11 protein-coding genes and 4 tRNA genes are annotated in these 15,011 nt (G+C 46.0%); all 15 read left to right on the top strand.

Annotated elements, in window-relative coordinates; genetic code table 11:
* The first annotated feature begins 219 nt into the window (after window positions 1-219).
* The 15 genes from MHI37_RS28085 to MHI37_RS28015 all read left to right on the top strand — a co-directional run bounded on the left by MHI37_RS28085 (window position 220) and on the right by MHI37_RS28015 (window position 14,982).
* Window positions 220-2,652: a phosphodiester glycosidase family protein gene (locus MHI37_RS28085; RefSeq protein WP_076339960.1), complete on the top strand. Its 2,433-nt coding sequence runs from the start codon at window positions 220-222 to the stop codon at window positions 2,650-2,652.
* A gap of 95 nt (window positions 2,653-2,747) precedes the next feature.
* Window positions 2,748-3,431 (top strand): helix-turn-helix domain-containing protein, encoded by a 684-nt coding sequence (locus tag MHI37_RS28080; RefSeq protein WP_076335446.1) that lies wholly within the window; start codon window positions 2,748-2,750, stop codon window positions 3,429-3,431.
* A gap of 20 nt (window positions 3,432-3,451) precedes the next feature.
* Window positions 3,452-4,306 carry an IS3 family transposase gene (locus tag MHI37_RS28075; RefSeq protein WP_342556523.1) on the top strand — a complete coding sequence of 285 codons (855 nt, stop codon included), beginning with the start codon at window positions 3,452-3,454 and terminating at the stop codon, window positions 4,304-4,306.
* Between the two features lie 286 nt (window positions 4,307-4,592).
* On the top strand, window positions 4,593-5,441 hold the full coding sequence (locus tag MHI37_RS28070; RefSeq protein WP_076340171.1) for an ABC transporter ATP-binding protein: 849 nt from the start codon (window positions 4,593-4,595) through the stop codon (window positions 5,439-5,441).
* A 1,112-nt stretch (window positions 5,442-6,553) separates the two neighbouring features.
* Window positions 6,554-6,628, top strand: a tRNA-Gly gene (locus MHI37_RS28065).
* Between the two features lie 8 nt (window positions 6,629-6,636).
* Window positions 6,637-6,713: transfer RNA gene (locus MHI37_RS28060), tRNA-Arg, on the top strand.
* 34 nt (window positions 6,714-6,747) lie between these two features.
* Window positions 6,748-6,824: transfer RNA gene (locus MHI37_RS28055), tRNA-Pro, on the top strand.
* A 14-nt stretch (window positions 6,825-6,838) separates the two neighbouring features.
* A tRNA-Gly gene (locus tag MHI37_RS28050) sits at window positions 6,839-6,912 on the top strand.
* Between the two features lie 227 nt (window positions 6,913-7,139).
* A complete protein-coding gene (locus MHI37_RS28045) occupies window positions 7,140-8,003 on the top strand; it encodes a MurR/RpiR family transcriptional regulator (RefSeq protein WP_076339509.1) in 864 nt (287 codons plus the stop codon).
* A gap of 441 nt (window positions 8,004-8,444) precedes the next feature.
* On the top strand, window positions 8,445-9,563 hold the full coding sequence (locus tag MHI37_RS28040; RefSeq protein ID WP_256710697.1) for an enolase C-terminal domain-like protein: 1,119 nt from the start codon (window positions 8,445-8,447) through the stop codon (window positions 9,561-9,563).
* A gap of 201 nt (window positions 9,564-9,764) precedes the next feature.
* Window positions 9,765-11,102 (top strand): ABC transporter substrate-binding protein, encoded by a 1,338-nt coding sequence (locus tag MHI37_RS28035; RefSeq protein ID WP_076339511.1) that lies wholly within the window; start codon window positions 9,765-9,767, stop codon window positions 11,100-11,102.
* Window positions 11,103-11,161: 59 nt separating this feature from the next.
* The gene (locus MHI37_RS28030) at window positions 11,162-12,091 is read left to right on the top strand and encodes a sugar ABC transporter permease (protein ID WP_076339512.1); all 930 of its coding nucleotides are present in this window, start codon (window positions 11,162-11,164) and stop codon (window positions 12,089-12,091) included.
* Entirely contained in the window at window positions 12,091-12,975 is an 885-nt protein-coding gene (locus tag MHI37_RS28025) for a carbohydrate ABC transporter permease (RefSeq protein ID WP_076339513.1), read from the top strand. Before MHI37_RS28030 ends, MHI37_RS28025 begins: the two co-directional genes overlap by 1 nt.
* Window positions 12,976-13,008: 33 nt before the next feature.
* A complete protein-coding gene (locus MHI37_RS28020) occupies window positions 13,009-14,106 on the top strand; it encodes a hypothetical protein (protein ID WP_076339514.1) in 1,098 nt (365 codons plus the stop codon).
* Between the two features lie 192 nt (window positions 14,107-14,298).
* Entirely contained in the window at window positions 14,299-14,982 is a 684-nt protein-coding gene (locus MHI37_RS28015) for an N-acetylmannosamine-6-phosphate 2-epimerase (protein ID WP_076339515.1), read from the top strand.
* Window positions 14,983-15,011 lie beyond the last annotated feature (29 nt).

Genomic DNA, 15,011 nt, shown 5'->3' with positions numbered 1-15,011 from the left:
CCCGCCGGATCTTAGGAACTGGCGGGGTTTTACTTGCGCTGAAACCGGATGTGCAGGATGGAAAGGGATCGTAAAATAGGTAAAAGTTAAATAAAAAAAGTTTTTGGTTTCACATGGTGTGGCTGGAGTCATGAGCTGTTCTTCATTTTTGGTATGTCTTTGTCGATATAGTTCATTGGGACTATTTGGAATAAGCATATATAAGGGAGTGCAGCTTTGATGCAGCGAGGTTGGAGTACGTGGAGAAAAAGAGGAATAGCAGCGCTATTGATAGCGTCTATGGGTTTAAGCTATGCCGGAAGCGGGGCAGCTGCCGCCGCAAATGAAACCGTCACGGTTAAAGCGGCGGAAGGCAAACCGGTTGGCGCTACAGCCGCAACGGTCAATAAGGCGGAAATCGAATATTGGCGTTACGCAGCTGAAGGAACGCTGCATCCGGCGCTGGCTTTGTCGAACGGAAACCTGTTTACCGCAGCCGCGAATGGCTGGGTGACAATCGTTAGCAGCGCGGGCAAAGAAGTGAAGCGGATCAATACCTATACGAATTTGTCAGCGCCCGTGCTGAACGGGAATCAAAAAATATTTGCTGCCGGCAAAAGCGCGCGGCTATACCAATACGATGAAGCGGGAAACGGCGGTCAGGCCGGTATCTTTTATTTTAAAGGCAAGACCGAGAATCTTCAGCCGTCAGCGACGGTAACGGATGCGCAGGGGCTTCCTTATTTCGCGTATCAGCATGCGATTCTATCGCTGGATGAAGCGGGTGAGAAGCAGGCGGCGCTGCTGCCGGAAGGCGTAAGCGTGAAGGAGCTTGCCGCGGGCAAGAGCGGCGTATACGCGCTTGGCAGCAACGGCGCGCTGTACGCGGTGCGCGGCGGAGCGGTAGTCTGGGAAGCGGCTCTGGAACAGCCGCTGCTTGGGGCTAAGCTGGCCGCCGACCGGGTTAGCGGCGGCGTTCTGCTGTTAGCGGGCAAAGCGGTCGCTGCGTATGAAGAGGACGGTAAAGTCCGATTCACGCGCGAGCTTGCGGCGGCGCCCGCAGGCGGCTGGACATCCCCGGTGCTTCTGCCCGGGGATGCGGGAGCTGTCGTTGCCGCTGAGCTTGGCGGCAACGGCATAGCTGCGTTCCGCCTCGCAGACGGGGCGGAACTATGGCGCATTAGCGCCAGCGGGGCCGGTGGCTTCGGCCCTGCGGCGCTGGCGCCGGATCCTGCAGCCGGCAGCGTGCTGGCCGGCGGGCGCTCCGGCGCTGTGTACGCGATCGACGGCTTCGCCGGGTCGATCCTGTACACCTACGGCGGCCACGCCGCGGTTCCCGCGAGCGGCGTGACGCCGCAAGGCGGCGGACGCTTCGCGTATACGTCCGCCAGCCAGCTCATCGCAGCGGGGCCGCTTCGCCCCGTCGCGATTACCTACGCAGCGGCATCGCTTAAGCTGCCGCTGGATACGAGGCTCCTGCTCACGGACAAGCTGAAGCTGTCCGCTCCCGTCGCCGTCAGCTATCGCTCTGACAATGCGGCGATCGTTCGCATTAATGATAAGGGCGTCGTTACCCCGGTTGCGGCGGGCTCAGCAAGTCTTTATGTAGATGTCACAGCGAGCGGCTACAAAGGCCAGCTAAAGCTGCCCGTTCAGGTTACCGCTCCCGCTTCTAAGCTGAAGGTGAAGCATGAAGCGAAGAAGGTTATCGTTTCGGGTAAATCCTATACGGTGCAAACGGTGGTCATTCCGAAGGGGATGCCGGTAACAGCAGGCTTGGCTAGCCGCAAGATTGGTGTCGTTCAGTCGCTTGCGAACATTGCGAAGGACTATAAAGCGGATGCAGCTATTAATGGAACCTACTTCGAAGCATATGGCGGCATTCCGGAGCCTTATGGCACTGTTATCGCAGACGGTAATGTGGAGCATATTGGCAATACGGGCACAGCGATCGGCTTTACCTGGGACGGAACGGTCGTCATGGACAATTTGCGTGTCAAAATAATAGGAGGAACTGACGGCTCCTACAAATCGCCAAACAACTGGTATGCCTATTTCCTGAACCGTACGCCTACCGCTGCTGGATCATCGGCCATTTTGTTTACACCAAAGCGAGGGACTAAGCTTGGCTTTGCACTTGGCACAGCAGTTACGGTCAGCAAGGGTGTTGTAACCAAAATAAGCAAAAAAGAAAATGTGAGCATTCCAGCCGATGGCTACGTACTCGTCTTTACTGGCTCCGAGGAGAAGCTGGCTGCACGCTTTCAGGTTGGAACCAAGGTTGAGTATAAGACAGAAATGACCAATCTCTCCAATACGCCGATTGCTTGGTCCCGCGTCCATACAGCAATTGGTGCCGGTCCAAGGCTGGTGAAGGATGGGAAGCTAGCAATTAACCCGGCAGGGGAAGGTTTTAGCAGCTCAAAAATATTAACCGATGCTGCAACACGAAGCGGAATTTTAGTCAAAAAGGATGGAACGATCCTTCTTGCCACCGTGCCCAAAGCAACGATTAAGCAATGGGGGCAAATCATGGTACAGCTTGGTGCTGTACAGGCGATGAATCTGGATGGGGGTGCTTCCTCGGGTATGTTTGCGCAAGGAAAGCTCATCAACACGCCTGGCAGACTCATAAGCAACGGTCTAGTATTTGGTACACAGCTTAAGTGGTAAGAGTGAAAAGGCCGTCCTGGTGTTGATATGCTCCCATCATAGTAGACAGTAGAAAAAACAAAACTTCTACTTCTACCATGATAGGAGTTTTTGCTTTGTCAAAAAGGAGTGCAATTTCATTAGATGTAAAACTACAGGTTGTAAAAAGATGCCTTAAACAGGATTCAAATCCTCATCATGAAGCAAAGCAACTGGGGATCGACGATATGACTGTTGTGGATTGGATAAGGAAATACAAAGCAGATGGTTATGAAGGGTTAAAGGAATCCAAAGCTTGGAAAACGTACTCACATGAGCTCAAGCAGACCGCGGTTCGTGACGTTCTATCCGGAAAGTACTCCATCCGAGAAGCGACAAACCAGCATCACATTTCAAGTAAAAGTGTTTTGACGAACTGGATTTCCAAGTATACTTGTGGGAAAGAAATTAAACCTACTCGTAAAGGAACGGTTCACATGAATAAAGGACGTAAAACCACTTTTGAAGAGCGTATTGAAATTGTGCAGTATACCCTTGCCAATCAGTTGGATGATCAGAAATCGATGAAGAAGTACGATGTTTCCTACCAACAGGTGTACGCATGGGTTCGTAAATATCATTCAGGCGGCGAGGAGGTTCTTAGGGACCGTCGTGGGCGCAGTAGACCTGAGGAAGAACTGGATGAGGCTGAACGTCTTAAACTCCGAATCAAAGAGCTAGAAGCGCGTAACGAGTATTTAGAAATGGAGAACGCCTTCGAAAAAAAGTTGGCAGAGATCCGGCGAAAACGTACACGCTAACCCTCGTTCGACACGTAGACTTGTATCAAGCGATTCAAGAACTGCACACGGAAAAGGGCTACGCGATACTAGCGTTATGCAAGCTCGCTAACGTCGCCAGATCTGCCTATTATAAATGGTTAAAATGGACGCCGTCCAATCGAGAACTTGAACGGCTTTCACTAGCAAAAGAAGTGAAGCTTCGCTATGACAAGCGAAAAGGGATACTGGGTTATCGCCAAATGCGTCTCCAATTAAACCGTAAACTGAAAAAGACTTACAACAAAAAGCGTTACTACGGGATTATGAGAGCTCTCGGATTAAAAGCAGTGATTCGGAGGAAGCGTCCAAGCTACGTGAGAGCCACGGAAACACATGTTGCCGAAAACGTCATGAACCGTGACTTTCAAGCCGCTGCTCCGAACCTAAAGTGGTGTACAGATGTCACCGAGCTGAAGTATGGGAACGGTCGAAAGTCCTATTTGAGCGCCATGATTGATGTGCACGATAACTCCGTCGTTTCGTGGGTGCTCAGCCACTCCAACAACAACAAATTGGTCATGGACACGGTAAAGAAGGCATATAGGGGAAAACGTGGAATCACGCCACTTCTGCATAGTGACAGAGGTTTCCAATATACCTCGCATGAATATAATCGCTTGAAGGTGAAATACGGTTTCACAACAAGCATGTCTCGTGTGAGTCGCTGCCTGGATAACCAGCCGATCGAGCGATTTTGGGGCACATTCAAGGCAGAAAGCTTTTATTTGAAGAAATACGATACCTACGATGAAGTTCTTGAAGATGTGAGGAACTATATTCGATACTACAACAACTACCGATATACGGAGCGACTTAACGGCTTGTCTCCCCACGAGTATCGCCGAGCTGCTTAATAAAAATAATCCCCCAGTTCTCTGTACTTGAACTGAGGGATAGGTCTAATCGTTTTTTGTTTTTTTCTACTGTCTACTTGACAGGGAGCACTTCATGTGTAGGGCGGCCTTTAGTTATATATAAGAATTTGTTTCTTCTTACTCTATATATTCTGATTGACTTTTTGTATGAGAAACATTATCATTAAATAGTCAATGATAATCGTTATCATTTTTCGTGTGAAGCGAAATAAACATATAATTTAGAAGGTGTCTGCCTCGGCAGCGGAAGGAGCGTGCATGTCCAATGATTCGTTTGACAACTTCGGGTCTTGATATTGGTTACGATGATCGCCTTATCGTTCAAAATTTAAACATTGCTATTCCACAAGGGAAAATAACGGCGCTAGTAGGAGCAAACGGTTCTGGAAAATCGACCATACTAAAAACTATGGCGCGTCTTATGAGACCATCCCAGGGTAGCGTGCTTTTGGACGGTAAATCGATTCATAAACAATCGACGAAGGAAATAGCGAAGCAATTGGCTATTTTGCCGCAAAATCCAACCGCGCCAGACGGACTTACAGTAGCTGAGCTCGTGTCCTACGGACGTTTTCCATATCAGAAGGGCTTTGGCTCAATGACGAAGGACGATCGCAGCATCGTGCAATGGGCAATCGAGGCAACAGGCATGACTGAATTTGCGGATCGCCCTGTTGATCATCTTTCAGGCGGGCAGCGTCAGCGTGCATGGATTGCAATGTCGCTAGCTCAAGAGACAGACATCCTGTTTCTTGATGAGCCGACGACTTTCCTTGATATGGCGCATCAGCTGGAGGTTCTTCACTTGCTTCAAAAGCTAAATGCAACCAGCAATCGCACGGTCGTTATGGTCGTTCATGACCTTAACCATGCTACACGTTATGCTCACCATATGATCGCCATTAAGACAGGTGTCGTTGTAGGCGAGGGTACGCCTGCAGAGGTTATGACGCCTGATATTATGCGTGAGGTCTTTAATATCGAAGCCGACATCGTTCCTGACCCTCGTACGGGTGTTCCGCTATGCTTGCCTTACGCTCTGGCTGGCCAATCTGCTGCTGAAAACGTAGTCAGTATCAATCAAGAGAAGAAGCTGCAAGCGGCAGGGGCATAGCTGCCTCTGTCTCTAAGCGATACATAAGCGGAATTAGGCAGCTTTCCGAGAGCAGATAGCGTTGTATCGCCTTGGAAGCTAGCCTTCCGTTTGTTTATCATGGGTATTCGAACTGGTAAAAACAGCTGAGCAGAAGATTTAATCTGCTCGGCTGTTTTTCGTTTTACTTATGTCTTCTTAGGTTTGCCCATGCTAGGGACCGCAAATTGGACGGTAAGGGCAGCACGATGGAGAAAATTGCACTCTATACAGGCCTGTTGATTATCTAGTAACAGGGAATGTGATTTGAAAAGAGGTCATCTTTTAGTAGACGATTCCGATTTTATAATGGTCGAGAATCACACTTACGGAAGGATCGAGCGTTTTGATGGTTTTTTTGCCCGGCCGCGGTCATTACTACGCCAATCTGTAGAAGATTGAAGCATCACAAGAGACGCCAGATGCCAATGGGGTACGGAATGATGTCGATCCTAGCGGCACCGGCTATCTCCTAGCGGAATAGGACTAATACAGAGTATTCACACAACTTCCCGCCAAATGGGCACATAATGTACTCTCTACGGTGAAATAGGTCTGATTTTTAGATCAAAACCTGCCAATTCAGCTTAAAATGCTGGAATAGATCTAATAAATAGATCTATTCACACAAGTATCCGCCAAAGACGGCACATTTTTCCTTAACCGAATAATTGGATAATCAACAGGCCTACACTCTACGCGTGGGTGTACCCACGCATAGGCTCATTTAATTGTAGAAAGTACAGTGCGAGCCAGCAGATGTGGTAAATTATTCGCACAGTTAATGATTCATCGCCTTAAATTATCTGAACTGATCTCAGCATCCAGCTGATTGGTTATAAAGCATTTTATGATGTTATTTATAAGGAGCGGGATGATTAACGCCGAAAAATAATGACGATCCGCATTATAGCAGAAACGTTGTTTTCCGCGTCATTACTGGGTTTTCATAAGCAGAGTTGGCTGTTGGATTAAGCTTTACAAAAAACTTTGAATTTTTTTTAGAAAAACAGTTGCTTTTTGTTTTCAGGGGTGATATATTATTACTTGTCGCCGCGATGTTAACCATCACAAGCGAGTGATGAAAGTAGCGTGCGGAAGTGGCTCAGCGGTAGAGCATCGCCTTGCCAAGGCGAGGGTCGCGGGTTCGATTCCCGTCTTCCGCTCCATAAATTGTGCGGCCTTAGCTCAGCTGGATAGAGCGTTTGACTACGAATCAAAAGGCCAGGAGTTCGAATCTCTTAGGCCGCGCCATTTTCCCATCATTAGACACAGTTTATTTACACTTCGGGACGTAGCTCAGCTTGGTAGAGCACCTGGTTTGGGACCAGGGGGTCGCATGTTCAAATCGTGTCGTCCCGACCATATTCATTTTATTTGCGGGTGTAGTTCAATGGTAGAACTTTAGCCTTCCAAGCTAATAGCGTGGGTTCGATTCCCATCACCCGCTCCAACTATTTAAACTCCGAAAGCCTTGCGCAGCAAGGCTTTTTTTGTGCGTTATTATAAGTGAAATTCATTGTTGAATAGTCATTAGTATTATTTCGTTGGATGAAATGTATACAGCGTTAATTAAATAAACGGATCACCTACTTGTAAAAATGGAGTATTCCTTCTATACTGATCAAGAAAATGAAAAAAAACTCTTGATGTGGAGAGTGTGGAGAGGATGCAGCGAAAATGTCCAATTGGTCACAAGAAGGCTCCAATACCTTGCTCAAGATAGGCAGTTTGTATAACTCGTTGACACGTACTGAGCAGAAGATCGCTGATATGATTAAACAAGATCCAGATGGGGTCGTTTACGGGACGTTAACAGATTTGGCCGAAAAGTCTGGCGTTGGGGATACTTCAGTTCTGCGGCTTTGCCGCAAGCTAGGCTTTCGCGGTTATCAGGAATTTAAGCTGAAGCTGGCGCAGGAATTGGTACATCCGCTTCAAAATGTAAATGGTGAAATACAAGAAAACGATGATCTAGCTACGATGGCAGGGAAAATTACGACGGAAAATATATTGTTTCTGCAAAATACGTTAGCGCTTCTTGATATGAGAGAGCTTCAACTGGTCGTTGATGCAATTGCCAAAGCGAATAAGCTCATATTTATTGGAGTAGGTTCATCGGCTATTACAGCAGCTGATGCTAGATATCGGTTTATGAGGCTTGGTTTTAATTCGGAGCTTGTCACGGATTCCCATGTTATTGCGATGACATTGGCTTTAACAGGCCCAGACGACCTCGTGTTTGCGGTATCTACCTCGGGAAGCACAAAGGACCTTGTAGATGTCGTGCGAATTGCTAAGGAGAATGGCGCGTTTTTCGTTTGTTTGACAAGCCATGCCAAATCTCCTCTTACTCAATATGCAGATGCAGTATTATTGTCGAGCTCCAAGGAATCGCCGCTTCAAGGCGGAGCATTTCGCTCCAAGATAACACAAATACATGTGCTTGATATATTAACGACAATTATTGCTATACAATGCAAGGAGAAGGCGTATCCAGCGATAGAACGAACTTCGAATGCAGTTAGTGATAAACTATATTAACGGAAGCCTAAAGAACAATACAGCATTCATACATAGTCGCAGTGGTTTAAACCTTCTTTTATTAATATAAAAGTGGAGGATTGCTTTTCTATAAATTTTTATGATATAATCCGTTCAAGTTGATCTTGCAATACACAAACGATAAGGAGTAACGCATATGCATAACGCTGTGTTTGGCATTGATATTGGCGGAACCTTTATCCAGAGTGGTATGGCTCAAACTATAAACCGATAAACCTTATTATTTTATATTTGTATAAAGCGCTTACATATATAGCCAATCATGTTATTAAATATAACATGATTTTTTTGCGTTGTTCATTAATAGTGTAATTCCGGAGAATAAATCGTCTTTAAATACAGAATCGAAGTTTTTTTTCATTATTTACGCTACAATAAAAATATAAAAGAACAGAAGCAAGTGGAATGGGAGGTGAGGGTGTGAACATTTCTGACATAGAAGCATTTCCGTTAATACTTCCAATGAAACAAGATTTTAAGATTTCAAGCGGTTCAGTCGGGGATAAAAGTCAAGGAGCACCGCATGTATATGTGAAAGTAACTGCTGATAATGGTGCAGTCGGCTGGGGGGAAGCGAGACCAAGCCACAGATGGAGCTATGAAACGTTAGAGACCGTAACGAGCACCATCACGAATTATTTACGACCTGTCTTGCTGGGAGCTGATGCAACCGATCTTTATACTGTGCATTCTTTAATGAACAAGGAGATCAAGGCTGGATTAGGAAACGGACAACCAATTGCCAAGGCAGCAGTTGATATTGCTATGCATGACCTCATTGGTACTGCGAGTGGCAAACGATTGGCGGATATGTGGTTTTCTGGATATAAGCCTTCGTCGCAGCTTTCCTATCTCATTAGCACATCGAGCCCAGAGGAAGCCGAGCAGAAAGCTTTATTTGCGAAATCGAAAGGATACAGGGGCGTTGATGTGAAGATTGGCTTAAATACAAGCCTTGATATCGAAATATTGGATGCGGTAAAGGGAGCGGCGCCAGACTTGTTTATGCGTGTCGATGCGAATCAGGCCTATACGTTGCAGCAGGCAGTTAAGCTAGCCAAACGAATGGAGCAAATCGGCGTCGATGTTTTCGAACAGCCTCTGAAGGCCATTGATTTATTTGGACACGCGGAGCTCAGGAGGAAAACATGTATTCCAATTGCGCTCGACGAGAGCATTTGGACCGCAGGGGATCTCATTCAAGCCATTCGAGCAGAAGCATGCGATACCGTAGTTATTAAGATAACGAAGATGGGAGGCTTATCGGGTGCCAAGCTTTGTGGAGATATCGCTCGAGAAGCAGGCTTAGGTCTTCTAGGCGGAGGTTTAACGGAATCGAGACTTGGTTTGACGGCAAGTGCGCATTTGTTCAACTATTTGCAAATTACTGAGCCGGTAGATTTAAATGGTCCGATTTTCCTGCAGGATGATCCCATTCATGCTGGACCAATAATTGACGAGGGCCATGTCATTTTGCCAGATAAACCAGGTATAGGCTGTGAAATATCGATAGAGAAGCTAAATAAGTATCGAATGTAAAAGCGCGGCAAATCGTCATGTTTTGAAAAAAAGAAAATATTCACAATTGTGTTCTATAAAAAAGGTTTTATCCTTTTAATGATTGAGTATTCGGATTTAAGGAGGTGAATGGGCTAAGCGCGATCGTTTATTGTTTGAAGGATAGTCGTAATAAAGCGAGCTTTATTTCTAACTGATTCAATATTAGGGGAGGCGTCTTAAATGTCAATGTTCAGAAAAAAAACGTTAACGTTGGTATCATCTGTTGTCCTGATTGGTTCACTTCTAGCAGGCTGTGGTTCGAATGCAAACAACGAAAATAATACGGCTGGTAATGCAACAAATACTCCGGAGAAGCCAAAGGAGAAAGTGGAAATTTCATTTTGGCACACCTACACGGATGCAGATGCTGGGCCAATTACAACTACAGTAGAGAACTTTAATAAAAGCCAGGATCGAATTACGGTCAAAATGCTTGGCAATCAAGACCCAACGAAGCAATTGACTGCAATATCCGGCGGTGCAGCACCAGATGTTCTGCTCACGTACTGGAACAATATTGGTCCATGGGCTGATGCGGGAGCTGTTCTGGATTTAACTGAAAACATTGCAAGCTCAGGCTTTGATGTAAATACAATTATTCCTGCAGCTATGGATCGTATGAAGGTTAATGACAGCTATTATGCAATGCCATTTACGATGAGTATGGCTAGCTCGCTGATGTACAACAAAGCTGCTTTTGCGGAAGCGGGAATAACTGCTCCTCCAGAGACGCTCGAGCAGTTGTTTGACTATGCAAAGCAGTTGACGAAAAAAGATGCCAGCGGCAGCATCTCACAAATCGGTTTTATTCCTGACTATCCTTGGATCGATAATGTATTCTGGCCAGTTCTGTACGGCGGTTCTTGGTATGACGAAGCAACGGGCAAGGTAACGCCAAATGCAGAGGCGAATGTTCAGTCTATTGCTTACCAACGCTCTTTCTATGAAGAATTTGGTCAAAGTCAAATTGATAAATTCAAGTCTGGAATGGGCAAACGCGGTACGGCCCAAGATCCTCTTTTGACAGGTCAGCTTGCTATGTATGTTGGCTGGGAATACAATTTCATGCCTGAGCGTGGAGAAGATGGACCCATTGGGGTTGCACCATTCCCTTACCCTGCTGATCAGCCTGAGCTGAAGGGCTCCGGTATGGTTAGTCCGCGTGCTGTATTTATTCCAACTAAAGCTAAGCATCCAGAAGAGGCATGGGAGTTCATGCAATATTTGATGTCGGCAGATACACAAGTCCAATATTCACTAGATGGCCATGTTATTCCAACGATCACCTCGGTATTGGATGATAGCCGCCTGCTTGTCGAAGAGAACAAAACGATGTGGTCCTTCTATGAAAGAGCGAAGAGCGAGAATCTAAATGGATTCCCGAACAGCTCTTACATCGGTGAGTACTTGCAGTCTTTATCTGAAGAGACAGAGAAAGCGCTCAAGGGTACGCTGACACCGCAAGCGGCGATGGATGCTGTAGCAGCCAAAATCCAACCGATAGCAGATAAAAAATAATAAACGAAGCGGGTCGATTTATTCGGCCCGCTTATACGATCAAGGAAGGAGGCGGAATGATGACTGAACAACACAATAATACGATTGGAATTCGTAAAAGAGAGCGAAAATTGTTGATTACAGGACTATTATTTACAAGCCCATGGATTATCGGATTTTTGGTTTTCCAGCTATACCCCATTCTGGCTTCTTTTTATTACAGTATGACTGATTATAATTTGTTTTCCGCGCCTACATGGGTGGGATTAGACAATTACACAAACCTATTTAAAGATGACAAGTTTTATCTATCCATGTACAACACCTTATATATGACGATAGTTGGCGTCGTGCCGCATATGGCATTCGCTTTAATTATGGCGCTGCTCCTGAATGCAAAGGTTAAAGGGCAGAGCATATATAGAACCATTTATTTTCTACCGACGCTTGTACCAGCTGTTGCAGGCTCATTGTTATGGATGTGGTTATTGAATTCACAGTACGGATTTATTAATCTGGCGCTTGAGTATGTTGGAATTGCAGGACCGAACTGGTTGATTGATCCAGACTGGACGAAACCCTCGCTTGTCTTAATGGGTTTCTGGGGAACTGGAACGATAACGGTTATGTATTTGGCCGCTCTTCAAGACGTGCCGAAAATGTATTATGAGGCTGCTGATATCGATGGGGCAAGCAAATGGAGACAATTTTGGACGATTACATTCCCTTCGATCTCACCTATGACATTGTTTCAACTAATTATGATGCTTATCGCTTCCTTTCAATACTTTACTGAAGGTATGGTATTTGCCGAGGCGACGCAGTCTACTGGCGGGCCTGAGAACTCACTGTTGTTTTACTCCATTTATTTGTATCAGCAGGCATTTTCGTTCCTCAATATGGGCTATGCTTCAGCCATGGCATGGATGCTGTTCGTAGTGGTTATGTTCTTCGCGCTTGTTATCTTCAAGACATCTGCGAAGTGGGTTTATTATGGAGGTGATAAGTGATGGTGAATAAAGCTGTTTCCGATGGCTCACTACAAAGCCCAGTAAAGAAAAAGAAAGGCTCCATCAAAAGAAAGATGTCGTCTACACTCAAGCATCTTGTGCTTGGTTTAGTGGGGCTATGCTTTCTTGGGCCATTCGCTTATTTGCTGCTAACATCAATCAAATCAATCGATGATATTTTTGCTGTTCCGTTCGTGTGGTGGCCCAAAGAGCTTTTCCTGGAAAACTATTCTAATGCGGTTAACGCTATTCCTTTTTTTCGATATACCTTAAATACGTTGTTTGTTGCCCTTCTCTGTGTGCTCGGAGAGGTGATCGCAGCTCCATTAACAGCATACGGTCTCGCTAGAATTAATTTCAAGGGACGCGGCATTATATTCATGGTTATGATGGGGACGATTATGCTGCCCTCTCAGTCTACGATGATCCCTCTTTATATTTTGTTCAACAAGATGAATTTGGTTAATACGTTTTGGCCGCTTATTCTTCCTGCCTTTTTTGGAGCGGCGTACTATATCTTTTTGCTTAGACAATTTTTTATGGGCATCCCGCAGGAGATAACGGAATCATCCAAAATTGACGGAGCTTCGGAATTCCGGATTTACTGGCAGATGATGTTGCCATTATCCCGTCCAGCCATATTTACAGTGGGCTTGCTCGTATTTTTAAGCTCCTGGAAGGACTACCAGCAGCCGCTGATTTATTTGAATGACCCAAGTAAATGGACGTTGTCCGTTGGATTGAAAGCTTTCATTGGCGAGTACAACGTTGAATGGGGCATGCTTATGGCTGCTGCAGCTTTGTTTACGATTCCAATGGTCGTTCTATACTTCTTCGTGCAAAAAGTGTTTATTCAAGGAATTACAATGACAGGATCTAAATAAGAGAATCTTCAGTCATAGGGAGGAGAGGGCAATATGATAGAGCTTGCGTCTCAGATCGTTGGTGGGATGAAATCTTACTTTGATAGTTTGCTCAGAAAAGATTCGGAAACGGGATTTCTTTATCTATTTGATGATGAGCTAGGTGACCGGGCAAGCTGCTGCACGACGGGCCTGGCAGCATCGCTGTATGTATTGGATGGGAAAATGAATAGCGGCGGAGACGGATTTGAAGTGGCTCGCTTATTGATGGAGGAAGTGAGGAAGCGACAGCTTCCAAGCGGTGCATTCGGTCAGCCCTTTTATGTGAAGAAGGGTGATCCGGATACGATTGATATTGCAGAGATCGGTGCTGTCGCGAATAGCCTTTACCATGTGTACAAAGCTACGGGCAGCGAGGCTGCCAAAGAAAGCCTGCTTGCTTCCGCAAACTATTTATTGACGCAGGTTGCTGCTCAAAACCCGGGAGTTGTGCTGAAGCGTCCTAACGGAGAGTTCGATGTGCTTAACGGTGATATGTATGCAGCGCATACGTTTGGCCGAGCGTACGAGCTATCGGGAAATCCAGCCTATTTAGAAAAGGTTCATCATATATTCACCCATTTGGCTGATCGATTCGGAAAAAATGAGCAGGGCTGGTGGCCGTACATTGAGAACTGGGACGGTTCAGTCTTTATGGGGAACAGCGTGCTCTACCAAGCAACCATACTAGCATTTGCCCATCCAGCATTGCCGCTGCTGGATAATTCATTACGTGAGAGATGGTCCATGGTGTCAGCGGAAGCGCTTAATACGATGGTGCAGGCTATTAAGCAGCCGCCTTCGGAGGAAACGGAAGCAACTTGGTGGACGAGGGATTGGAGCAACGGTTGGGAGCTTTATTTAGCATTTTGGCGCAGCGCGTCTACGCCGGATATTCAGCTTATCGGCAAAGCTAGGTTTATCGAAGTGCTGGAGGATATTGGCGATTACGGCCAAGAACTGTTCCGGCCAAAGATTCAGAACGATGTGCCAGATCGAACGCCTGTTACAACGACCTTCCGCAAAGCAGCCGGTTTTGTAGGAATAGCGGCGAATATCGTACTGGATGATTGGGAGTCTGAGGGGCAAGGCGAAAAAGTTCATTTCGTATAAGGTGGACCTCAACAAATGATTAAACAGCTATAGGATAACAAAGTAGGTGTCATTGTTGACAGCTTCGGACTGCCTATTCGTGAGGGCTTGCAGAAAGCACCGGATGTAGGTGCTGATGGGGTGTAGATTTATGCCGTCAAATTTATCAAGGGTTACAGGCAGCTTTAATGCTGCCTAGGAGGGAATGATCAAATGGCTTCATTGTTTAACAAGAAAGGTTTAATTGTATCCTGTCAGGCGTATCCGGGAGATCCTTTATTCGGAGAGGAAATGATGGTTCGTATGTCGATTGCTGCTGTACAGGGCGGTGCAATTGGCATTCGTTCAAATGGAGCAGCTGATATTAAAGCGATTAAGAAAGCGGTAAATGTACCTGTTATTGGCTTGCTTAAGCGGAAAATTGAAGGCTCAGAAATTTATATTACTCCGGAGCTGGAGGATGTCCAAACCATCTTGGAGGCGGGAGCTGATATTGTTGCTCTAGACGTAACTGACCGCGAAGATCGGTATTCCAAGGTTAAGGTGTTGATTGACTATATTCATCAAGCTGGGGCACAGGTCATGGCTGATATTTCTATAGCGGAGGAAGCCATTAAGGCTGAACAATTGGGTGCGGATTATGTATCTACTACGTTATCTGGATACACGCCTTATAGCCTGCAGCAGGAAGAACCGGATTTAGAGCTGGTAGAGGCGCTCAAAAAAGTACTTAAGGTTTCACTTATTGCCGAAGGAAAAATATGGAGTGCGGATGACGCTGTATTGGCGCTTTCGAGCGGAGCTGACTATGTGGTTGTCGGATCTGCGATCACCCGTCCAGAGATGGTGACCAAACGGTTCACAGCTCAAATGAGTGATTTTCTAAATCAAAAATAAGACATGAATCAACCATAAAAAGGAGATTG

It is taken from the genome of Paenibacillus sp. FSL H8-0548, assembly GCF_038630985.1.
GTDB lineage: Bacteria > Bacillota > Bacilli > Paenibacillales > Paenibacillaceae > Pristimantibacillus.
Note: the sequence above shows the minus strand (reverse complement) of the source record. Positions and strands in the feature narration are given on the sequence as shown.